We start from the raw sequence: 22,693 nt of genomic DNA, 5'->3' as shown, positions 1-22,693 counted from the left end.
CGCCAGTCTGGCGCGGTGCATCCCGCGTACTGATTCGATCCGGAGATCTGTGGAGAAGGTCAGCCGCCGAGGGCGTTGAGCCAGGTGCGGCGCGCTTCGAGTGCATCCGCCGCGGCCTTGGCGGCCTTCTTGTCTCCCGACTTCTCTGCGGCGGCCAGCTCGGACTCGAGCTTCTCGATCGCCTCGAGCAGCTGCGAGCTCATGTCGTTGGCGCGTGCCTTGGTCTCGGGGTTGTTCTTCTTCCAGTCGACCTCTTCGCGTGCCTTGAGCGCCTGCTCGATCACACGGAGACGATCGTCGAGAGCGCGCTCCTTCTCGCGGGGGAAGATGCGGCCGATCTCATCCCACTGGCGCTGGATGCCGGTGAGCAGCGCGCGGGCGCGCTTGATGTTCGGCTCGTCTGCGACTGCCTTGGCCTCTTCGAGAAGGGCCTGACGCGCTTCGATCTTCGGGGCGGAGTCCGCCTCTTCAGCCGCCGACTGCTCGGCACGAGCGGAGTACAGCGCGTCGCCGGCTGCCTTGAATCGCGCCCAGAGCGCGTCGTCGGCCTTGCGACCAGCGCGACCGGCGGCCTTCCACTCGTCGAGCAGACTGCGATACGCGGGGATGCCGTCGACTCCGCGAGGAGCGAGAGCCTCCGCGCGCTCGACCAGCCGCGTCTTGGCGTCACGAGCGGTCTTGTGGGTGTCGTCGAGCTCGGAGTAGAACGCGCGGCGTGCCTTGTCGACGGTGCCGCGCGCATCACGGAACCGCTTCCAGAGCTGCTGGGACACCCCCTTCGACAGACGAGGGCCGTTCTGCTGCTGCGCCTGCCACGCGTCGAAGAGCTCGCCGAGCTCGGCGGTCACCTGCTTCCACTGCACCTTCGAGAGGTCGCGGGCTGCGATCTCCTCGGCGCGCTCGACGAGAGCCGTGCGCTCGGCGATGGCCTTGTCGACCAGCTCCTTGGCCTGCTGGGCCTCCTGAGCGGTCGCCTCGGAGAGCGAGGAGGTCAGGGTGTTCAGACGCTCACGGAGTCCGGCGAGGTCGCCCACAGCGGCAGCGTCGGTGGCCTCGGTGAGAAGATGACCGGCCTGCTTGACCAGGTCACCCGCAGACGCGCCGCCGGCCTGGTGACGCTGCTCGAGCGTGTGCACCTTGAACGCGATGTCCTCGTACTTACGCACGAAGTAGGCGAGTGCCTCGTCGGGGGTGCCGTCGGGATACTGCCCGACCACGCGCCACTCGTCGCCCTCGCGAACCTCGACCGTGCCGTCTTCGGCGACACGGCCCCACTTCGCTGCCTCGGCACTCGATGCGGAGGTCGCGGGCGATGCTGCGGCTGCGGGAGTCGCTGCAGTGGGCTTGGTCAGCTTTCGCGGCAGCGGCGCTGCCGGGGGAGCGGGAATGGGGGGAGTCGGCTTGGACGGCTCAGACACGGTGATTCTCCTTGCGCGGTAGGGCCCGCGGGAGGCGGAAAGGACGAGCTTCAGCCTAGTACGAGAGCGAGGTTGCAGTGTGGTCGTCGAACCTCACAATGGCCGTTACCGTTCTGTGAGCGAATCGTTCGACGCACGAAACACCGCGCGTCACATGCGGGAAACACCAGGCTCCTATCGTCGCCATCACGACGTCCCCCGGCGATTGGAGCAACATGAGCGAGGTCCTCCTCACACCCCAGGAGATCGTGGTGGTCGGTGCAGGGATGGTCGCGCATCGATTCGTGGAGAGCCTGATCAGCCGGGCCGAGACGCCGATGCATGTGACGGTGATCGGAGACGAGGCCCGTCGACCGTACGATCGGGTCGGACTCACCGGGTTCTTCTCGGGGGCGACTCCCGAGGAGCTCGAACTCGATCGCTCGGTGTTCGACGACTTCCGCGTGCGATTCCTCGCCGACGACAGAGTGCTGCGGATCGATCGCTCGGCCCGCACCGTCACGACGAGGTCGCGCACGAGCATCCCGTACGACACCCTGGTGCTCGCGACCGGCTCCTACGCCGCGAAGGTCGCCGTGGACGGTGCGGACCTGCCCGGCTGCTTCGTCTATCGCACACTCGACGACGTCCAGGGCCTCAAGGACTTCGTCGAGCGGCGAGGACGCATGCTCGGTCGTCCGCTGCGCGGCGCGGTGATCGGCGGAGGGCTCCTCGGGCTCGAGGCCGCCGGCGCTCTGCAGGGAATGGATGTCGACGCCACCGTCGTGCAGTACTCCGATCGCCTGATGTCCGCTCAGCTCGACTCAGCGGGTGGAGGGATGCTCAAGCGTCTGCTCGAAGCGCGTGGCATCTCGGTGCGCACCGGATCGAGAACGACTCGGCTGGACCCGGATGACTCCGGCGCGGTCACGGCGCTCGAGTTCCAGGACGGATCGATCGAACGGGCGGACGTCGTGGTCTTCACCGTCGGCGTGCGTCCCCGGGACGAGCTGGCGCGCAATGCGGAGATGCAGGTGGACCCCCGCGGCGGTGTGATCATCGACGATCGGTGCTCGACGTCCGACCCCCACATCCTGGCGATCGGCGAGGTCGCCAACTTCGACGGTCGCTGCGTCGGACTGGTGGCTCCCGGATACGCCATGGCAGAGGTGGCGGCGACGCGCCTGCTCGGAGGCGATGCGGCGTTCCCCGGCTACGACGACTCCTCCAAGCTGAAGCTCTCGGGTGTCGATGTCGCGAGCTTCGGCGATGCGATGGCCACGACTCCCCATGCGCTCGACGTCGTCTATGCGGATCCTGTCGCCGGTGTCTATAAGAAGCTCGTGCTGTCGGATGACGCTCAGACGCTGCTCGGTGGGATCCTCGTCGGCGATGCGGCGGCCTACGGCGCGCTGCGTCCCCTCGTCGGCGCGAAGCTCGGCGCCGACCCGGCCGCCTACCTGCTGCCGGAAGGCGGGAACGAGGCTCCTGGTGGCGAGCTGCCGGATGAGGCCGTGGTCTGCTCGTGCTCGAATGTGACCGCCGGGCGCATCCGCCGGGCAGTGCACGACGAGGGGTGCACGGACGCCGCCGCGGTGAAGGGCTGCACGAAGGCCGGGGCGACCTGCGGATCCTGCGTGCTGATGGTGAAGAAGGTCGTGGGGCAGGAGCTCACCAAGCTCGGCCAGACCGTGTCGCATGCCCTCTGCGAGCACTTCGATCTCTCGCGCCGCCAGCTCTTCGACGCGGTACGGGTGGCTCAGCTCACGACGTTCAGTGGCATCGTCGAGCGCTTCGGGCGCGGCCGAGGGTGCGACATCTGCAAGCCGGCGATCGCCAGCATCCTCTCGGTGCTCGTGGGCGCGCACGTGCTCGACGGCGAGAACGCCACGCTGCAGGACACCAACGACCACGTGATGGCCAACATGCAGAAGGACGGCACGTACTCCGTCGTCCCGAGGATGGCCGGTGGCGAGGTCACCCCGGAGGGACTGATCGCGATCGGGCAGATCGCGAAGGACTTCGCGCTGTACACGAAGATCACCGGCGGGCAGCGGATCGACATGTTCGGAGCGCGGCTGGAACAGCTTCCGGTGATCTGGCAGCGTCTGGTCGACGCGGGCTTCGAGTCGGGGCAGGCGTACGGCAAGTCGCTGCGCACGGTGAAGTCGTGCGTCGGGTCGACGTGGTGCCGCTATGGCGTCCTCGACGCGGTCGGCATGGCCGTCAAGCTCGAACTGCGCTATCGGGGGCTCCGTGCTCCCCACAAGCTCAAGCTCGGCGTCTCGGGCTGCGCTCGTGAATGCGCGGAGGCGCGGAGCAAGGACGTGGGAGTCATCGCCACCGAGACGGGGTGGAACATGTATGTCGGCGGCAACGGCGGCTTCACGCCGCGGCACGCGCAGCTGCTCGCGTCGGACCTCGACGACGAGGGTCTCATCAGGGCCATCGACCGCTTCTTCATGTACTACATCCGCACCGCCGATCGTCTGCAGCGCACGGCTCCCTGGTGCGAGGAGCTCGAGGGCGGACTCGACGGGCTGCGGAGTGTGATCTTCGACGACAGCCTGGGCATCTGCGCCGACCTCGATGCCTCGATGGCGCAGCACGTCGATCGCTACGAGGACGAATGGGCGGCCACCCTCGCCGACCCCGTGAAGCTCGAACGGTTCCGGTCGTTCGTCAACGCGGCCGATACGGCGGATCCGTCACTCGCCTATGTCTCTGAGCGCGGGCAGATCCGCCCGGCGTCGCCGGAGGAGCGTCGCGCCGGAGGCATCCTGATCGCCGGAACCGCTCTGGAGGTGCGCCGATGACCGTCGCGATGGACTCCACCACGCATGTGCGGGTATGCACGCTCGAGGACCTCGAGGTCGAACGAGGGCGAGCCGCTCTCTTGGACGGACAGCAGGTGGCACTGTTCCTCCTCTCGGACGGCACCGTGCTCGCAGTCGACAATCTCGACCCGTTCAGCGGAGCCAATGTCATCTCCCGCGGGATCGTGGGAAGTCGTGGGGATGTCCCCACGGTCGCATCCCCACTCCACAAGCAGATCTTCGATCTCCGCACCGGCGAGTGCATCGAGACCCACGGCAAGCCCCCCGCAGCACTGCGGGTGTGGCCGGTCGCGATCGACGACGGCGTCGTGTACGTCCGGATGCCGGAGAGCGTCGGATCATGAGGCGGACGCGTGTGGGCAGGGTCGACCTCGTCGGCGGTGGGCCGGGTCCCGCCGACCTCATGACGGTGCGCGCCTATCGCCTGCTGATGGCGGCCGACGTCGTGGTCGCCGATCGCCTCGGTCCGTTCGCGGAGCTCCGGAACGAGCTCCCGTCGCACGTCGAGGTCATCGATGTCGGCAAACGACCGGGTCACCACCCCGTCCCTCAGCACGAGATCGATGCCCTCCTCGTCGAACGCGCCCTCGCCGGCCACCGCGTGGTGCGGCTGAAAGGCGGCGATCCCTTCGTGCTCGGTCGCGGGGGAGAAGAGGTTCTCGCGTGTGAGGCCGCCGGTGTGCCGGTCAGTGTGACCCCGGGCGTCAGCAGCGCGATCTCGGTGCCTCAGGCCGCGGGGATCCCGGTGACCCATCGCGGCGTCGCGTCAGCGGTGCACATCATCAACGGGCACGGCGACCTCACCCCGAGTGCGCTCGCATCTCTGTCCGATCCGACGGTCACCACCGTCGTCCTGATGGGCGTGGCCTCGCTGCCTCGCCTCGCAGCCTCGGCCGCGTCGCACGGGGTGTCCGGCGACATCCCCGTGGCGATCGTCGAGAACGGTCACACCGAACGACAGCGGACCATCCGCAGCACCCTGGCGACGGCGGCGCAGGACGCGGCCGCTGCGCAGGTCGTGAACCCGTCCGTCATCGTGATCGGCGAGGTGGCTCGCGCGGGACTGCTGCTGCCGACGAGGGCGATGATCGCGGAGAGCGCCACATGACGACCGCGCGCACGCTCGACTCGGCGCTGGCCGGATGCACGATCATCGTCGCCGCAGACCGCCGCTCGATCGACCTGGCGACAGCCCTCGAGCGTCGCGGTGCGGTGGTCCATCGCGCGCCGGCGCTGAGCATCGTCACCAACTCCGACGACGCGCAGCTTCTCGCCCGCACCGAGCAGGTGATCGCCGCTCCTCCGGACATCGTGATCGTCACCACGGGCGTCGGGTTTCGCGGATGGATGGATGCCGCGCACGAGCACGGCCTCGACGGACAGCTCGACGCGGCACTGCAGGGCGCGCACTTCGTCGCACGGGGACCCAAGGCGCACGGCGCGATCCAGCAGGCGGGTTTCACGGCTGACTGGGTCGCCGAATCCGAGACGTCGGCCGAGGTCGGCGAGTACCTCCTCGCCTCCGGGGTCGCGGGCAAGCGGATCCTCGTGCAGCATCATGGCGCCGGATCGGACGGCCTCGACGAGTTGCTGGCGGATGCCGGAGCCGAGGTGCTGAGCATCACGGTCTACCGGTGGGGGCCGCCGCCGGATCCTGAGGTGGTGCGGCGTTCGGCATTGCAGGCGGCGGCCGGCGAGGCGGACGCCGTGCTGTTCACCTCGGCACCGGGAGCGGCGTCGTGGATCGCGGTGGCAGAGGAGTCCGGCGCGCTCGAGCGCATCAGGAGACGCGCGGAGTCGGGCCGCCTCCTCCTGGCGTGCGTGGGCCCGATCACGGCCGCGCCGCTGCACGGCGCGAACCTCCGCACCACGATCGCCGACCGGGGGCGACTCGGATCCCTCGCTCGAACGGTCATCGCGCATTTCGGCGGCGGGAGGGCACCGTCACTCCCGACCGACGCGGGTCTGGTCGAGGTACGCAGCGGCGGAGTCCTCGTGGACGGCGTGTTCATCCCGCTCTCGCGGTCGGCTGCCGCCTTGATCGAGGCGCTCGCCTCTGCGGGCGGGCGTGTGCTCTCGCGCGCCGAGCTCGGGGGCGTTCTCCCCGGCGCCGAGCGCAACGGACATGCGGTCGAGGTGGCCGTCGCACGGCTGCGGGAGGCTCTCGGCGGCAACGAACTCGTGCACACGGTGGTGAAACGCGGCTACCGCCTGGCGGTCACCGAGTACTGAGCGAGGTGCGCGCGGGGGAGTGCGGGCAGTGAACGCCCGTGTCCGCCACCCACAGGGACCGTGTTCTATCCGGCGGGGGCCTCAGTGGGTGCAGGCTCCGGCGTCGCGGGGTCTGTCGGCACGGGCGCCTCCGTCGGCTCGACGGTAGGCGAAGGCGAGGGGGCCGGGGGATTCACCTGCGCGTGAACGACCTGGCTCACCACGGCTCCGGCGACGATGAGCAGTCCGGCGACGACGGCGATCGTGTTGTCGCGGGTGCGACGCCGGATCTGACCCTCATGCCACGTCTTGCGGGCGGTGTGCAGACGTGCGCGCTCCACCTCGGTGCGCGACTGCTGCGTGCTCTTCCCGCGTCCGGCCATTGCGTGCTCCCTTACTGGACGTGAATGTGCAACGTCGCCTGAGAGCCTACCGTCGAGATCGCGTCACGCCGTTCCCACCCGAAGTGTCGGTGCCCCGCGTTAGCCTGGACGGATGACCTCCGCCTCCGCACTGCTCTCCGGGCAGACGCCTCTCGCCGTGCGAATGCGCCCCGTGTCGCTCGATGAGGTCGCCGGTCAGAAGCACCTGCTGCGCGCGGGTTCCCCGATCGTCGCACTCGCCGACCCTGCCGCGACATCCCCGGGTGCCGTCTCGATCATCCTGTGGGGTCCGCCCGGCACCGGCAAGACCACTCTGGCGCAGGCGATCGCACGCTCATCGGGCCGCCGGTTCGTCGAGCTCTCCGCGATCACCGCCGGCGTGAAGGACGTGCGCGAGGTCATGCAGGAGGCGATCACCCAGCGCGACCTCTATGGCCAGACGACGATCCTCTTCCTCGATGAGATCCATCGGTTCACCAAGGCGCAGCAGGACGCCCTGCTCCCGGGCGTCGAGAACGGCTGGGTGCTGCTGATCGCGGCGACCACCGAGAATCCCTCGTTCTCGGTGATCTCGCCGTTGATGTCGCGATCGCTGCTCCTCACGCTCCAGCCGCTGACGGATGACGACATCGGGCTCCTGGTCGATCGGGCGGTGACCGATGCGCGCGGACTCAATGGCGCGGTCACCCTGGCCGACGACGCGCGCGCGGCGCTGATCCGGCTGGCGTCGGGCGATGCGCGGCGTGCGCTCACCGGACTCGAGGCGGCAGCGGCCGTAGCCCTCTCGAAGGGGGAAGAAGGCGCGGTGCCCGCCGCGACGGCGGACGACGTCGCTCAGGCCGTCGACAAGGCGCTGCTGCGATACGACCGTCAGGGAGACGAGCACTACGACGTCATCAGCGCGTTCATCAAGTCGATCCGAGGATCCGACCCGGATGCGGCCCTGCACTATCTCGCGCGGATGATCGAGGCGGGGGAGGACCCTCGCTTCATCGCTCGGCGCCTGGTCATCTCGGCCTCCGAGGACGTGGGCCTCGCCGACCCGCAGGCGCTCTCCATCGCGGTCGCGGCCGCGGACGCCGTCGCGTTCATCGGAATGCCGGAGGGGCGGATCCCGCTCGCCGAAGCGACCGTCTATCTGGCCACGACAGCCAAGTCGAATGCGGCGTACGTGGGAATCGACCAGGCGATCGCCGACATCCGCTCCGGGGGGTTCGGACGCGTCCCGCTGCATCTGCGAGACGCGCACTATCCGGGCGCGAAGCGGCTCGGTCACGGCCGGGGATACGTCTACCCGCACGACAGCGAGTTCGGCATCCTGCCGCAGCAGTACCTCCCTGACGAACTGCGCGGAAAGCGGTACTACGAACCCAAGAACCTGGGTGCCGAGCGCGACATCTCGGCTCGCCTCGAGCGCATCAGACGCATCCTCGACGGGCGCTGACGCGAATCTGTTAGACTTGATCGGCTCGAAACCGTGTTTTCGGGCATCTCCTCGTTCACACCACACCTTGCTGGCGCCCCGGCGTGCGCTCCAAGGCAGAACGCGGACGATACGTCCGTGAGTCGTGAAAGACGCGACCACGTCATCGGAAGGAACACTTCGTGACCACGAAGTCCCAGGACCGCCGCAAGGTACGTCTGAGCCGTGCCCTCGGCATCCCGCTCACCCCGAAGGCCGCCCGCTACCTCGAGAAGCGTCCCTACGCTCCGGGTGAGCACGGCCGCACCAAGCGCAAGGCAGACAGCGACTACGCCGTCCGTCTGCGTGAGAAGCAGCGTCTGCGCGAGCAGTACGGCATCCGCGAGAAGCAGATGCGCAACACGTTCAACGAGGCTCGCCGTCAGGACGGCCTGACCGGTGAGAACCTGGTCGAGCTGCTCGAGATGCGTCTCGACGCCCTCGTCGTGCGTTCGGGCTTCGCCCGCACCACCGCGCAGGCTCGTCAGCTCGTCGTGCACCGTCACATCCTCGTCGACGGCCAGCTCGTCGACCGCCCGTCCTTCCGCGTGAAGCCGGGTCAGCTCATCCACGTCAAGGCCAAGAGCGAGGGCACCGAGCCCTTCCAGGTCGCAGCGGCCGGCGGTCACGCCGAGGTCCTGCCTCCCGTTCCCGGCTACCTCGAGGTCGAGCTCGACAAGCTCCAGGCTCGCCTGGTTCGTCGCCCGAAGCGCGCCGAGGTCCCCGTGACCTGTGAAGTGCAGCTCGTCGTCGAGTACTACGCAGCTCGCTGAGTTCCAGCTTTTCCGCAGAAGGCGTCGGGGTCACCCGACGCCTTCTGTCGTTTGCGCATACGATGGTGACACCGCGCCTTCGCGGGTCAGAGGCAAGGATGACGACATGAAGAACGTGCTGTGGTTCCTGATCGGTGTGATCGGCGGATTCGTCGCTGCGCATTTCATGAACAAGGACCCGCGCGGTCACGACATCCTCGCCGAGGTCGACGCTCGCTTCAACGAGTTCACCGGCATCATCGGCGACTCGTACCGCGAGCAGCAGGCGCGACTCGTAGACCCCGCGGACGACTGATCGCGCGCGGTCTCCCGGCCGCTGCCGCATCATCGCCCCGCCCTTCCACACCCTGTACGCAAGGACACCTGGCACCCCTATGAAAACTGCGGAGATCGCGCAGCGCTATCTCGACTTCTTCGAGAAGAACGACCACGTCATCGTCCCCTCGGCCTCTCTGGTCAGCGACGATCCGTCGCTGCTGTTCACGGTCGCCGGAATGGTGCCGATGATCCCGTACCTCACCGGAGTCGTGCCCGCACCGCACCCGCGCATCGCGGACCTGCAGAAGTGCATCCGCACCAACGACATCGAAGAAGTCGGGAAGACCGCGCGTCACGGCACCTTCTTCCAGATGATGGGCAACTGGTCCTTCGGCGACTACTTCAAAGAGGGCGCGATCCGCTACGCGTGGGAGCTGCTGACGAGCTCGGAGGCAGACGGCGGCCTCGGTTTCGACGAGAAAGACCTCTGGGTCACCGTCTACGAGACCGACGACGAGGCTGAGGCCATCTGGCGCGACATCATCGGCCTGAAGCCGGAGCGCATCCAGCGTCTGGGGCGTGCGGACAACTACTGGAACACCGGTCAGCCCGGTCCCGGTGGCCCCGACAGCGAGATCTTCTTCGACCGAGGTCCCGCGTACGGCAAGGACGGCGGTCCCGCGGCCGACGACTCGCGGTTCCTCGAGATCTGGAACCTCGTGTTCATGCAGGACTTCATCGACAACATCCGCGGCAAGACCGAGTTCGACATCGTGGGCGAGCTGCCCCAGAAGAACATCGACACCGGCATGGGACTCGAGCGCGTCGCGTTCCTCAAGCAGGGCGTCGAGAACATGTACGAGACGGATCAGGTGCGCCCGGTCCTCGATCGCGCGGTCGAGCTCTCCGGCCGCCGTTACGGTGCCGTCCACGAAGACGACGTGCGCTTCCGTGTCGTGGCCGACCACGTGCGCTCGTCCCTCATGCTGCTGTCCGACGGCGTCCGCCCGTCCAATGAGGGCCGCGGATACATCCTCCGCCGCCTCATGCGGCGCACGGTGCGCTCGATGCGTCTGCTCGGCGTCGACGAGCCGGTCTTCCCCGAGCTCTTCGCCACGTCCCGTGATGCCATGAAGTCGGCATACCCGGTGCTCGAGAAGGAATGGTCGACTCTCTCGGCCTCCGCCTTCGCCGAGGAGGAGACCTTCCGGCGCACTCTGGCGCAGGGGTCGACGATCCTCGATCTCGCGCTGGACGAGACGAAGAAGGGCGGCGGGGCGGCGCTGAGCGGCTCCGAGGCGTTCCTGCTGCACGACACGTACGGCTTCCCGATCGATCTCACGCTCGAGGTCGCTGAGGAAGCCGGTCTCGCGGTCGACCGTGAGGCGTTCGACACCCTGATGCAGGAGCAGCGCTCGCGCGCCAAAGCTGACGCACGCAATCGCAAGCGTCAGCTCGCGGACGTCTCGGTGTACCGCGATCTCCGTGCGCTGGGCGAGACGGGCTTCGACGGCTACTCCGAGCTGGAGGTCGACTCGCGCATCCTCGGCATCCTGGTCGACGGACAGCCGGCCCGCACCGCCTCAGAGGGGCAGATCGCCGAGGTCGTGCTCGCCGAGACGACTCTCTACGCCGAGTCCGGCGGTCAGGTCGCCGACAAGGGCGTCATCGTCGGGCCGGGCTACGAGCTCGAGGTGCTCGATGTGCAGCGTCCGGTGCCCGGTCTGATCAGCCACACGGTCGAGGTCACTCGCGGGGCTGTAGCCGTGGACGACCCCGCGACCACGGTCGTCGACGCCGCCAACCGACGCGCCGCCAGGCAGGCGCACTCGGCGACGCACCTCGTGCATGCGGCGCTGCGTGACACGCTCGGACCGACCGCCACGCAGGCCGGTTCGCTCAACCGTGCCGGGTACATGCGTTTCGACTTCTCGTGGTCTCAGGCTCTCTCGGCCGACACGCGCACCGAGATCGAGGAGATCACCAACCGCGCGGTCAACGACGCCCTCGAGGTCACGACTCGCATCGTGACGCTCGACGAGGCGAAGGAGGCCGGTGCTATGGCGCTCTTCGGCGAGAAGTACGGCGACGTCGTGCGGATGGTCGACATCGGCGGTCCGTGGTCGCGCGAACTCTGCGCGGGCACGCACGTCACCACGAGTGCCGAGATCGGCCTCGTCAGCGTCGTCGGCGAGTCGTCGGTCGGCGCGTCGAACCGCCGCATCGAGGCCCTGGTCGGCCAGGACGCGTTCCGCGAGCTCGCTGCAGAACGCGCGCTCGTGTCGCAGCTGACCACCTCGCTCAAGACCCCTCGCGACCAGCTCGCCGAGCGCATCGCGGATCTCTCCGCCAGCCTCAAGGCGGCCGAGAAGCGCATCGCCCAGTTCGAGTCCAAGGAGCGCGCGGGCCGTGTCCCGGCCATCGCCGATGCCGCGAACCGCGTCGGCACGTTCCGTGTGGCCGCGCAGTCGCTCGGTGAGGTGGCGTCGGCCGACGATGTGCGCGAGCTCGTCCTCGGCGTCCGCGACCGTCTCGGTTCCGACCCCGCCGTCGTCGCTCTCGGCGCTGTCGTGAACGGACGCCCGGTGGTGGTCGTCGCGACGAACGATGCCGCACGCACCGCCGGAGCGAAGGCCGGTGCCCTCGCGAAGCGCGCCGCCTCCGTACTCGGCGGCGGCGGAGGAGGTCGTGACGACGTCGCTCAGGGTGGTGGCACAGATGTCGCGGCCCTGCACGCAGCGCTCGAGGCCGTGTCGCAGGAGCTGCAGTCAGCGTGAGCGGCTTCCGCCGCGGCGTGCGGCTCGGTGTCGATGTCGGGCGTGCCCGGGTCGGCGTCGCCCGCTGCGATCCGGACGGCATGCTCGCGGTGCCGGTCGAGACCGTGCAGCGCAACGACACGTCGATCGACAGGATCGCCGCGATCGCCGAGGACTTCGACGTGCTCGAGTTCGTGGTCGGGCTGCCGGTCAATCTGCAGGGCGCCGACACCGCGTCGACGACCGACGCTCGCGAGTTCGCCGCGGCTCTGCAGGCGCAGACGGGCACTCCCGTCCGGCTCGTCGACGAGCGCCTCAGCACCGTCACCGCACACGCCGCTCTGCGTTCTTCGGGCAGAACACAGAAGAAGTCTCGTAGCATTGTGGATCAGATCGCCGCGGTGATCCTGCTGCAGCAGGCGATCGACACGGAGAAGAGCACCGGAAACCCGCCCGGTGCCACGATTCCGCTCGACGAGGAGTCCCCCCGATAATGCCCGAACGCGAGAGCGCTTCGCCTCAGCACGATCCGGATGCCCGTCTGGGCGATCTGTTCGAGAACCTTCCCGACCCGTCGCCGCAGATCCCGACGGTCGACAACACCCCGCCCGCTCCAGGGTCGCGCCGGGCGGCGCGTGAAGCCGCGGCTGCGCAGCCGGGGGCTCCGGCCGGGCCAGCCGGCACCCCCGCGGACCGCTCGTCGTCGGACGATGCGTCGACCAGGGCGATGCCCGCACTGTCCGCGGACGAGCCCGTTGCCGCCCGACTTTCCGAAAGCGAGTCCTCCGTCGGCGAGGCGGCCGCGGACCGAGCCGAATCCGGCTCGGGGTCGGAAGCATCTGCCGGCGCCGCGGTGGGTGCCGCGTCGGGGAGCGCGGCAGCAGGCGGACGCCTCGAAGACCTCTTCCACGCGCATCCGGAACACGATGCCGGCCACCCAGCGCCCGCGAAGAAGAAGCGCCGCACGGGCTGCCTGGTGGCGCTCGTCATCGTCCTCGCCGTGATCGGCGGCATCGTCGGCGCGGGATTCTGGGCGTGGGGCACCTACGGCGACAAGATCAGCGAGGCGCTCGGATGGGGCGACCCCAAGGACTGGGAGCCCGGGCTCGCATCCGGCGAGGTGCTCGTCACCATCCATGAGGGCGACACCGGCGCTCCCGTGTCCACCGCGCTCTACGAAGCGGGCGTCACGCGCACGGAGGACGTCTTCTACGACTACCTGGTCACCGAGAACGTCGCGGTCACCTTCTATCCGGGCATCTACAGCCTGAAGGAGAAGATGACAGCCCAGGCGGCGCTCGAGGCACTGCAGGACCCCGCCAACAAGCGCGAGAACTCTGCGAGCGTGGGCGAGGGCGCAACCATCGAATCCTCCCTGCCCGACATGGCCGAATCGCTCGGCATGCCCATCGAGGAGCTCCAGGCGGCGGTCGACGCCGACCCTGCGACCTATGGCGTGACCGCCCAGAGCCTCGAGGGGTGGCTGTTCCCGGCCGTCTACACGTTCGATCCGGGAGTCACCGCCACCCAGGTCATCCAGCGGATGGTCGACCGCACGAAGGAATCGCTGACAGAGGCCGGGGTGCCGGCGGAGGATGCTCAACGCGTGCTCACGATCGCCTCGATCATCCAACGTGAGGGCCTCACCGCAGACTTCCCGAAGGTGTCTCGTGTGATCGAGAACCGCCTCGACATCGACATGAAGCTGCAGATGGACTCGACGGCGCAGTACGGCTACGGTTCGCTGCACGAGGGCGTCGTGTCGAGTTCGGCCGAGGCGCTCGAGGACGACAATCCCTGGAACACCTACGTGCACACCGGCCTGCCGGTCACGCCGATCGCGAGCCCGAGCTTCGCTGCGATCGACGCGGCGATGCACCCCGCAGACGGCCCCTGGCTCTACTTCGTGACGACGAACCTCGCCACCGGAGAGACCCAGTTCTCGGTCACCTACGAGGAGCACCTGCAGGGAGTCGAGAAGTGGGAGCAGTGGTGTCAGGAGAACCCCGACGGGGGTTGCTCGGCCGGATGAGCTCCCCGCGGCTCGCAGTCTGGGGCGACCCGATCGCGCACTCCAAGTCTCCGCAGCTGCACGCGGCCGCCTACCGTGCGCTGGGCCTCGATTGGGAGTACACGCGTCGCCAGGTCGACGACGTGGCGTTCGACACGGCTCTGGCCACTCTGGACGATTCGTGGCGGGGGCTCTCGCTCACGATGCCGCTGAAGGAGAAGGCGCACAGCGCGTCGGTCACGCACGACCGCTATGCCGACCTCACCGGAGCAGTGAACACGCTGCTGCTCACCGACGGCATCCGCGGCTTCAACACCGATGTCGGCGGGATCCTCGACGCCCTGGGCGAGCAGGACCTTCGGGGAATCGGTGATGTCCGCATCCTCGGCGCCGGCGCCACGGCATCCTCGGCTCTGCTCGCGTGCGTCGAGGCCGGGGCCCGCACTGTCGATGTGAGGGCGCGCCGTCCCGAACGGGCAGCCGGACTGGTGGCTCTCGGACGGAGACTCGGCGTCTCGATCACGACCTCGACGTTCGATGCCGACGCCGACGATGTCGGGCTCACCGTCGCGACGCTCCCCGGAGGCTCCGTGCTGGACGAGGCGACGTCAGCGCGCCTCAGCGAGAGCGGGGGCGCGCTGTTCGACGTCGCGTACTCACCCTGGCCGTCGGCGCTCGCATCGGTGTGGCGCGGGGGGCGGGCCGTCTCCGGGGAGGCGATGCTGCTGCGTCAGGCCGTGCGCCAGATCCGCATCTTCCTGCACGGAGACCAGAGCGTTCCGCTCCCCTCGGAGGAGGTCGTGGTCGCCGCGATGGAAGCCGCCCTGTAGTCACCGGCCGTCACGCGGCACGATCCGAGGCGAAACGCGTGGGAGACTAGACCAATGCTCCGCGTGCTCACGGCCGGCGAATCGCACGGCCCAGAACTCATTGCCGTCATGGAGGGTCTGCCTTCGGGCGTCCCGGTGTCCTCCGAGGCGATCCAGGCCGATCTCGCACGACGCAAACTCGGCTACGGTCGAGGCTCGCGCATGAAGTTCGAGCAGGACGAGCTGACGATCTCGGGCGGCGTCCGCCACGGCAAGACGCTCGGAAGCCCGATCGCTCTTCGCATCGGGAACACGGAGTGGCCGAAGTGGATCGAGGTCATGAACCCGGAGCCGGTCGAGCTGACAGACAGGTCGCGTGGCCGGAGCGCACCGCTGACCCGCCCGCGGCCGGGACACGCCGATCTCGTCGGCATGCAGAAGTACGACTTCGACGAGGCTCGACCCATCCTCGAACGCGCCAGCGCCCGAGAGACGGCGGCCAGGGTGGCGCTCGGCGCCATCGCGCGCTCGTTCCTCGGCGAGCTGGGCATCCGTCTCGTCAGCCACACCCTCTCGATCGGACCGGTGCGCGTACCCGACGGCGCCGCGCTGCCGACCCCGGACGACGTGGACCGGCTGGACGCCGATCCGCTGCGCTGCTTCGACGCGTCGACCTCCGCCCTGATGGTGGCCGAGGTCGATGACGCGAAGAAGGACGGCGACACGCTCGGCGGGATCGTCGAGGTGCTCGCCTACGGTCTTCCGCCCGGACTCGGCTCGCACGTCCACTGGGATCGCCGTCTGGACGCGCGCCTGGCGCAGGCCCTGATGAGCATCCAGGCCATCAAGGGCGTGGAGGTCGGCGACGGCTTCGAGACCACACGACGACGCGGATCCGCGGCTCACGACGAGCTGTTCGCGACGGCAGACGGCATCTCGCGCGGCTCCGACCGCGCCGGAGGCACCGAGGGCGGGATGTCGACGGGCACGGTGTTGCGCGTCCGTGCAGGCATGAAGCCGATCGCCACCGTGCCGCACGCGCTGCGCACGATCGACATCGCGTCCGGCGAGGATGCCACGGCGCACCATCAGCGTTCCGACGTGTGCGCCGTGCCTGCGGCAGGCGTCGTGGCCGAGGCCATGGTCGCCGTCGAGCTCGCCAACGCCGTGCTCGAGAAGTTCGGCGGCGACAGCATCGGCGAGACGCGCCGCAACCTCGACGCCTACCTCGCTGCGATCCCGGCCGAGCTGCGGACGACGCCTGCGTCCGAGGCGGCGCTCATCGCGCATGACGAGCGCGGCTGACCAGCTGTCGCTGGTGCTCGTCGGCCCGATGGCGGCGGGCAAGACCAGCGTCGGTCGTCGTGTCGCGCGCAAGCTCGGCGTCCCGTTCGTCGACACGGACAAGCGGGTGGTCGCGGTGCACGGCCCCATCCCCCTGATCTTCGAGGAGCACGGAGAGTCGCATTTCCGCGCGCTCGAACGGGCCGAGGTCGCAGAGGCGCTGCGTGCGGGCGGCGTGATCTCGCTGGGCGGGGGAGCGGTGACCGACCCTGAGACCAGGAGGCTGCTGCTCGACCACCCGGTCGTCTTCCTGACGGTCACCCCCGCAGCGGTGGCTGACCGCATACAGAGCGGCGGCCGACCGCTGCTCGCGGGCGACGACCCTGTCGGGCGATGGACGCAGATCTTCGAAGAACGTCGAGACTGGTATGACGAGGTGGCATCCGTGACGTTCGACACGTCGCGGCGCCCCATGCAGCGCATCGCCGACGACATCGCGGCGTGGAGGAGAGAACTGGGATGACTACGACAACCATCAGCGTGACGGGCGAGAACCCCTACGACATCGCCATCGGGCGGGGGATCCTCGATCAGGTGTCCGCGGCACTCGAGCCCGGAGTCCGCAAGGTGCTGGTCGTCCACCCGCCGACCCTGGCCGCGCGTGCGGCAGAGCTTCGTGACAGGCTGCTCGCCGATGTCGAGAACGGTCCGCGGGAGGTCCTGCTCGCCGAGGTGCCGGATGCCGAGCAGGGCAAGCGCATCGAGGTCGCCGCCTTCTGCTGGCAGGTCATGGGGCAGGCTGACTTCACGCGCTCGGACGCGGTCGTCGGATACGGCGGAGGCGCCGTGACCGACCTCGCCGGATTCGTCGCGGCGACCTGGCTTCGCGGCGTGCAGCTCGTGCAGGTGCCCACCACCGTGCTCGGCCTCGTCGATGCCTCCGTGGGCGGCAAGACGGGGATCAACACCGCTGAGGGCAAGAACCTCGTTGGAGCGTTCTGGGCTCCCCGTGCGGTGATCGGCGATCTCGACGAGCTGGCGAGCCTCAGCCCGAACGAGGCGACCGCCGGATTCGCCGAGGTGGTGAAGGCGGGGTTCATCTGGGCACCGGAGATCCTCGACATCATCGAAGCCGATCCGGTGCGCGCCGTCGACTCGACCACACCGGAGTTCCGGCGTGCGGTCGAGCTCGCGATCGACATGAAGGCCCAGGTCGTCTCGGACGACTTCCGCGAGGCGGGGCAGCGCGAGATCCTCAACTACGGCCATACGCTCGGCCACGCCATCGAGCATGCCGAGCGCTACCGCTGGCGGCACGGCGCGGCGATCTCGATCGGCATGCTGTACGCCGCCGAGCTGTCGCGACTCGCGGGGCGACTGTCGGACTCCGCAGCGGAGCGCCACCGCACGATCCTCGAGTCGCTGGGCCTTCCGACCGGCTACCGTGCCGGTGCGTGGCCGCAGCTGCTGGCGACGATGCAGCGCGACAAGAAGAGCCGCGGCGGCATGCTGCGCTTCATCCTCCTCGACGACATCGCGAAGCCCACCGTGCTGCAGGCACCCGATGAGTCGCTGCTCTTCGCCGCCTACCAGGAGATCGGCGAATGACCCGCCGCATCCTGCTCGTGAACGGGCCGAACCTCAACCTGCTCGGCAGTCGCGAGCCCGAGGTCTACGGCACGGCGACGCTCGCCGATGTGGAGCGACTCACCGCTGAGGCGGCCGCAGCCGAGGGCTTCGAGATCCGCGCTGTGCAGAGCAATCACGAGGGTGTGCTGATCGACGCGATCCATGCCGCGCGCGCGGACTGCGCGGCGATCATCATCAATCCGGGCGGGCTCACGCACACGAGCGTGTCGCTGCGCGATGCGCTCACGGGAGTCGCGCTGCCGTTCGCCGAGGTGCACATCTCCGACGTGTACGCACGTGAGGAGTTCCGGCACCACTCGTACCTGCACGATGTCGCTGCGGTGCGGGTCATCGGCGAGGGTGTCGACGGCTACGCGAGCGCTGTGCGGCAGCTCGCAGCGCTGATCCCGTAGAATCGACTCTCGGCCCACCCCAGTCCAGACCGGACGCGAGCGGCCCCCAGACTCGAGAAACGGAAAGTCCAGCGCATGGCATCTACCGCAGACATCAAGAACGGCGTCGTCCTGAGCATCGAGCGGCAGCTCTGGAGCGTCGTCGAGTTCCAGCACGTCAAGCCCGGAAAGGGTGGCGCCTTCGTGCGCACCAAGCTGAAGAACGTCATGACCGGAAAGGTCGTCGACAAGACGTTCAACGCCGGCGCCAAGGTCGAGATCGAGAACGTCGACCGTCGCGACTTCACCTACCTCTACACCGATGGTGACGGGTACGTCTTCATGGACCAGACGGACTACGACCAGATCACGGTCCCCGCCGCGACCGTCGGCGACGCGAAGAACTTCCTGCTCGAGAACCAGCAGGTCACGATCGCGCTCAACAACGGCAACCCGCTGTACATCGATCTCCCCGCGTCCGTGATCCTCGAGATCACCTACAGCGAGCCCGGTGTGCAGGGCGACCGCTCGTCGGCGGGAACGAAGCCGGCCACGCTCGAGACGGGCTACGAGATCCAGGTGCCGCTCTTCGTCGAGACCGGCACCAAGGTCAAGGTCGACACGCGCACCGGCGACTACCTCGGTCGCGAGAAGTAAGGCGTGAGCGCCCGTACGAAAGCGCGCAAGCGCGCACTCGACATCCTGTTCTCCGCCGACGTCCGTGGAGACGAGATCGCGGTGACCCTGGCCGCAGAGGCCAAGCGCGCCGCGAGCGAACCCGCTCGCGAGGCCTCCTGGCTCTACGCCCGTGAGGTGGTGGACGGCATCATCGACCACCACGACGAGATCGACGAGCAGATCACGACGCACAGCCGCGATTGGAGGATCGAGCGCATGCCCGCGGTCGATCGCGCGCTGCTGCGCATCGGCGTCTGGGAGATCCTGTTCAATGACGCGGTGCCGACCGCTGTCGCCATCGATGAGGCGGTCGAACTCGCCAAGGAGTTCTCCACCGACGATTCGGGCGCGTTCGTGCACGGCGTGCTCGCACGCGTCTCTCGCGCGGCCTGAGCGACGACTCGGGACGCGGTCTCCGAGATGTCGGAGGCCGCGGGAAGGATGGGGCCATGCCCGCGCCGCACGTCGATCTTCGCGACCTCATGCAGATCACCGATGTCGGGGGCTACCAGCGCGGTCTCGCGTACTTCCGCGAGGGGAATGTGCTCGACGTGGTGTGGCACGAGGATCTGCTCGAACTCGAGGGCCATGTGCGCGGCAGCTCGGACGCCCAGTATGTGACCGAGATCGTCTTCCTCTCGTCCAACGGGACGAGACGGGTTCGGACGACCCGCTGCACCTGCCCGGTGCGGAGCGGCTGCAAGCACGTGGTCGCCACGCTGCTCGCGTCCAATGTGCACGAGTACTCGCAGCAGGCCGCGGCTCTCCAGCGGCAGCCCGACGCGGAGCAGAAGCCCGCCGCACCGCGCACCGCCGCAGTAGCGTCGTGGCGGACCCTGCTCGACCGTGCGGTGTCGCAGCACCCGCAGCGCCTCGCTCTCGGCATCGAACTGCGTCACCGTGAGTCTCGGAGCGAGAACCACTGGGGGCCGCGCCCCGTCCGGGCGGCGACCGCGCGCGATCTCGCCCACCCGAGCGGTGAGCTGCTTCTGGCGATCCGCCCGATGATGCGCAGCGCGCAGACCGGTGCATGGATCCAGGGCGGCGCAGGCTGGGATGCGGTCCGTCGCGACGCCTCGCAGTTCGGTCGCGACCAGAACCGCTGGTTCGGGGATCTCCTCAGCATCTCGCGGGACTCGCTGCTCTCCGGCAATGCCGGCGAGTGGCTCGTCCTCGACCAGGTCGAGTCGCCGCTGCTGTGGAGGCACCTCCGATCGGCCACCGACGTCGGAATCCCTCTCGTTCCCAGTCAGAAGAGCGCCTCGGTGCGGATCGCATCCGCGGCCGACGTCTCCGCGAAGATCAGTCGCACCGAGGAGGGTGCTCTGGAGGTCGCCGCCGACGTGCGCATCGACGATCGAGTGATTCCCGCCCGCGAGGTGCATCCGATCGGTCGTACGGGTGTCTACGCGGCGAGCCTCGTGGGTGCGCGGATCGAGGTCGTCCTCGCCGAAGTGTCGTTGAGCGAGCAGACACGTGCCCTGCTCGCGGCCTCCGACCCTATCCTCGTGCCGGCCGACGACGAGCAGGCGTTCATCGCCGACGCCTATCCGCTTCTGGCCCGGCGCAGCACCGTGCGCACGGTCGGGGAGGTCGCGCTTCCCGACGTGCCCGAACCGGAGGCGGTGCTCACGGTCAGCTACGAGCGCGGCGACGTCGTCAGCTACGCATTCGAGTGGTCGTACGGTCCGTTCGGCCGAGTGCCGTTCGCGTGGAATGACGCAGCGGTGCGAGATGCCGAGAGCGAGACGATCAGACGCGCGGCGATCGAGGCGGCATGGCAGGAGTTCCGCACGACGAGCTTCCGCCCGAGCGGTTCGTTCCACGACATCGATGCGGCGGCGTTCATCGCGGAAGGCGTTCCCGCGCTCGAGGCTGTGGGCGTCCGCGTCGAGTCCCACGGAGAACGCAAGGCGTATCGCGAGCTGACGGGGGATCCTGAGGTCAAAGTCACGACCGTCGAATCGACCGACTCGGACTGGTTCGATCTCGGCATCCTCGTGACGATCGACGGTCGACTCATCCCGTTCGGACCGCTGTTCACGGCGCTGAGCAGGGGGCGCAAGAAGCTGCTCCTCTCCGACGGCGGCTACTTCTCGCTCAACCACCCGTCGCTGGATCGTCTGCGTGATCTCATCGAGGAGGCGGGCGAGCTCGACGAGTGGGAGACCGGTCCGCGCATCAGCCGCTACCAGACCGATCTGTGGGAGGAGTTCGAAGACCTCGCCGACGAGGCCCAGCCGGCTGTCAGCTGGCGCGCCACGGCCGACGGGCTCCGTCAGGCCACGGGGGTTCCGCCGACGCCCGTTCCTGCGGGAGTGCAGGCCGATCTCCGCCCTTATCAGAAGGCCGGCTTCGACTGGCTTGTCTTTCTGTGGCGTCACCGACTGGGCGGGATCCTCGCCGACGACATGGGTCTGGGCAAGACCCTGCAGCTCCTCACGTTCGTCCAGCACACGCGGGATGCCGGCGAGACGAGACCGTTCCTGGTGCTGGCCCCCACGTCTGTCCTGAGCACGTGGCGGTCGGAGGCGGCCCGATTCACTCCCGGGCTTCGTGTCTCCATCGTCGACAGCACGAGCGGGAAACGGGCCGATGTCCTGAGGGCGGCGGCCCGGTCGAGCGATTTCGTCGTCAGCTCGTACACGGTCGCCCGACTCGACGAAGAGGAGTTCCGCGAGATCGAGTGGGCCGGACTGATCCTCGATGAGGCCCAGTTCGTCAAGAACCCCAAGACGCGGCTCCACCGCGCCATCTCGACATTCCATGCCGACGTCACGTACGCGGTCACGGGAACCCCGATGGAGAACAGCCTCTCCGAGCTGTGGTCGCTGCTCAAGCTCGCCGCCCCCGGCCTGTTCCCCTCGGCTCGGAAGTTCAAGGACCGCTACATCCAGCCGATCGAGAAGGGCAAGGTGCCCGAGAACGAGGAGGGCGGCGAGTACCGCGCGCGGCGCCTCGCTCAGCTGCGTCGTCGAGTGAGGCCCCTGATGCTGCGACGTACCAAAGAGCTCGTCGCTCCCGACCTGCCGGCGAAGCAGGAGCAACTGCTCGAGGTCGAGCTGAGTCCGGCGCACAGGGCCCTCTACGACGTCGTGCTGCAGCGCGAACGGCAGAAGGTCCTGGGGCTGATCGACGACCTCGATCGCAACCGCTTCATCGTGTTCCGCTCGCTCACCCTGCTGCGCATGCTGAGTCTCGCTCCCGCGCTGGTCGACGAGGCCGACGCCGAAATCGGGTCGAGCAAGCTCGACACACTGCTCGAGCGCGTCGCCGAACTGCAGGCCGAAGGCCACCGTGCTCTGGTCTTCAGCCAGTTCACGTCGTTCCTCGACCTCGCGGCTGCCCGGCTCGAGGCCGCCGGCATCCCTTACGCGCATCTCGACGGCTCGACGCGCCGCAGAGAGCAGGTGATCGACGGCTTCAAGTCGGGGGAGCAGCCGGTCTTCCTCATCAGCTTGAAGGCGGGTGGGTTCGGACTCACGCTGACGGAAGCCGACTACGTGTTCCTCCTCGATCCGTGGTGGAATCCCGCGGCCGAGGAGCAGGCGATCGACCGCACGCACCGCATCGGTCAGACCAATCAGGTGTTCGTCTACCGGATGATCTCGACCGGCACGATCGAGGAGAAGGTGCTCGAGCTGCAGCGCCGCAAGGCCAGGCTCTTCACCGCGGTGATGGACGACGACGAGCTGTTCGCGCAGTCCCTCACCGCAGACGACATCAAGGGTCTGTTCGACGGCGCGTGATTTCTCCCGGCCGGGTCACCGCGTCCGCCCAGGACCCCGTCGGTAGAATCGAACGGTTCACTTC

At 68.6% G+C, this 22,693-nt stretch carries 20 protein-coding genes; 18 read left to right on the top strand and 2 right to left on the bottom strand.

The window, feature by feature from the left end; translation table 11 throughout:
- Positions 1–59 precede the first annotated feature (59 nt).
- Positions 60–1,424, bottom strand: a complete 1,365-nt coding sequence (locus tag ASE34_RS10240) for a DUF349 domain-containing protein (protein ID WP_082586592.1) — start codon at positions 1,422–1,424, stop codon at positions 60–62.
- A gap of 209 nt (positions 1,425–1,633) precedes the next feature.
- Between ASE34_RS10240 and nirB the strand changes: the two genes are divergently transcribed.
- The 4 genes from nirB to ASE34_RS10220 are packed head-to-tail and all read left to right on the top strand — an operon-like array spanning position 1,634 to position 6,466.
- Positions 1,634–4,213 carry a nitrite reductase large subunit NirB gene (gene nirB / locus ASE34_RS10235; RefSeq protein WP_200955170.1) on the top strand — a complete coding sequence of 860 codons (2,580 nt, stop codon included), beginning with the start codon at positions 1,634–1,636 and terminating at the stop codon, positions 4,211–4,213.
- A complete protein-coding gene (gene nirD, locus ASE34_RS10230) occupies positions 4,210–4,578 on the top strand; it encodes a nitrite reductase small subunit NirD (protein WP_053096163.1) in 369 nt (122 codons plus the stop codon). Before nirB ends, nirD begins: the two co-directional genes overlap by 4 nt.
- Positions 4,575–5,342 carry a uroporphyrinogen-III C-methyltransferase gene (gene cobA, locus ASE34_RS10225; protein WP_053096161.1) on the top strand — a complete coding sequence of 256 codons (768 nt, stop codon included), beginning with the start codon at positions 4,575–4,577 and terminating at the stop codon, positions 5,340–5,342. Before nirD ends, cobA begins: the two co-directional genes overlap by 4 nt.
- Entirely contained in the window at positions 5,339–6,466 is a 1,128-nt protein-coding gene (locus tag ASE34_RS10220; RefSeq protein ID WP_053096159.1) for a uroporphyrinogen-III synthase, read from the top strand. The genes cobA and ASE34_RS10220 overlap by 4 nt, the downstream gene beginning before the upstream one ends.
- Positions 6,467–6,531: 65 nt before the next feature.
- On the opposite strand, the gene ASE34_RS10215 is transcribed toward ASE34_RS10220, so the two are convergent.
- Complete coding sequence (locus ASE34_RS10215; RefSeq protein ID WP_056278782.1) at positions 6,532–6,828, bottom strand: hypothetical protein; 297 nt, start codon at positions 6,826–6,828, stop codon at positions 6,532–6,534.
- A 112-nt stretch (positions 6,829–6,940) separates the two neighbouring features.
- On the opposite strand from ASE34_RS10215, the gene ASE34_RS10210 reads away from it, so the two are divergent.
- The 14 genes from ASE34_RS10210 (at position 6,941) to ASE34_RS10145 (ending at position 22,629) form a co-directional block, all read left to right on the top strand.
- Entirely contained in the window at positions 6,941–8,272 is a 1,332-nt protein-coding gene (locus ASE34_RS10210; protein ID WP_082297813.1) for a replication-associated recombination protein A, read from the top strand.
- Positions 8,273–8,433: 161 nt separating this feature from the next.
- Positions 8,434–9,063, top strand: coding sequence for a 30S ribosomal protein S4 (gene rpsD, locus ASE34_RS10205; protein ID WP_052677824.1), 630 nt, complete (start codon positions 8,434–8,436; stop codon positions 9,061–9,063).
- A gap of 106 nt (positions 9,064–9,169) precedes the next feature.
- The gene (locus ASE34_RS10200; protein ID WP_053096155.1) at positions 9,170–9,358 is read left to right on the top strand and encodes a hypothetical protein; all 189 of its coding nucleotides are present in this window, start codon (positions 9,170–9,172) and stop codon (positions 9,356–9,358) included.
- Positions 9,359–9,437: 79 nt separating this feature from the next.
- Positions 9,438–12,098, top strand: coding sequence for an alanine--tRNA ligase (alaS, locus tag ASE34_RS10195; RefSeq protein WP_056278781.1), 2,661 nt, complete (start codon positions 9,438–9,440; stop codon positions 12,096–12,098).
- Complete coding sequence (ruvX, locus tag ASE34_RS10190; protein ID WP_053096151.1) at positions 12,095–12,571, top strand: Holliday junction resolvase RuvX; 477 nt, start codon at positions 12,095–12,097, stop codon at positions 12,569–12,571. Before alaS ends, ruvX begins: the two co-directional genes overlap by 4 nt.
- Positions 12,571–14,109 carry an endolytic transglycosylase MltG gene (gene mltG / locus ASE34_RS10185; RefSeq protein ID WP_056278780.1) on the top strand — a complete coding sequence of 513 codons (1,539 nt, stop codon included), beginning with the start codon at positions 12,571–12,573 and terminating at the stop codon, positions 14,107–14,109. The genes ruvX and mltG overlap by 1 nt, the downstream gene beginning before the upstream one ends.
- On the top strand, positions 14,106–14,918 hold the full coding sequence (locus ASE34_RS10180; protein WP_056278779.1) for a shikimate dehydrogenase: 813 nt from the start codon (positions 14,106–14,108) through the stop codon (positions 14,916–14,918). Before mltG ends, ASE34_RS10180 begins: the two co-directional genes overlap by 4 nt.
- 54 nt (positions 14,919–14,972) lie before the next feature.
- The gene (gene aroC / locus ASE34_RS10175) at positions 14,973–16,202 is read left to right on the top strand and encodes a chorismate synthase (protein WP_056278778.1); all 1,230 of its coding nucleotides are present in this window, start codon (positions 14,973–14,975) and stop codon (positions 16,200–16,202) included.
- Entirely contained in the window at positions 16,186–16,704 is a 519-nt protein-coding gene (locus tag ASE34_RS10170; RefSeq protein WP_056278777.1) for a shikimate kinase, read from the top strand. The genes aroC and ASE34_RS10170 overlap by 17 nt, the downstream gene beginning before the upstream one ends.
- Positions 16,701–17,789 (top strand): 3-dehydroquinate synthase, encoded by a 1,089-nt coding sequence (gene aroB, locus ASE34_RS10165; RefSeq protein ID WP_056278776.1) that lies wholly within the window; start codon positions 16,701–16,703, stop codon positions 17,787–17,789. The genes ASE34_RS10170 and aroB overlap by 4 nt, the downstream gene beginning before the upstream one ends.
- Positions 17,786–18,223 carry a type II 3-dehydroquinate dehydratase gene (gene aroQ, locus ASE34_RS10160; RefSeq protein WP_056278775.1) on the top strand — a complete coding sequence of 146 codons (438 nt, stop codon included), beginning with the start codon at positions 17,786–17,788 and terminating at the stop codon, positions 18,221–18,223. Before aroB ends, aroQ begins: the two co-directional genes overlap by 4 nt.
- A 75-nt stretch (positions 18,224–18,298) precedes the next feature.
- Positions 18,299–18,859, top strand: coding sequence for an elongation factor P (efp, locus tag ASE34_RS10155; protein WP_053096137.1), 561 nt, complete (start codon positions 18,299–18,301; stop codon positions 18,857–18,859).
- 3 nt (positions 18,860–18,862) lie between these two features.
- Positions 18,863–19,273, top strand: a complete 411-nt coding sequence (nusB, locus tag ASE34_RS10150; protein ID WP_053096135.1) for a transcription antitermination factor NusB — start codon at positions 18,863–18,865, stop codon at positions 19,271–19,273.
- A gap of 56 nt (positions 19,274–19,329) precedes the next feature.
- A complete protein-coding gene (locus tag ASE34_RS10145) occupies positions 19,330–22,629 on the top strand; it encodes a DEAD/DEAH box helicase (protein ID WP_235567486.1) in 3,300 nt (1,099 codons plus the stop codon).
- Positions 22,630–22,693 lie beyond the last annotated feature (64 nt).

Source organism: Microbacterium sp. Root280D1, assembly GCF_001428975.1.
GTDB lineage: Bacteria > Actinomycetota > Actinomycetes > Actinomycetales > Microbacteriaceae > Microbacterium.
The sequence above is the reverse complement of the archived record's forward strand: the minus strand, read 5'-3'. Positions and strand labels throughout refer to the sequence as shown.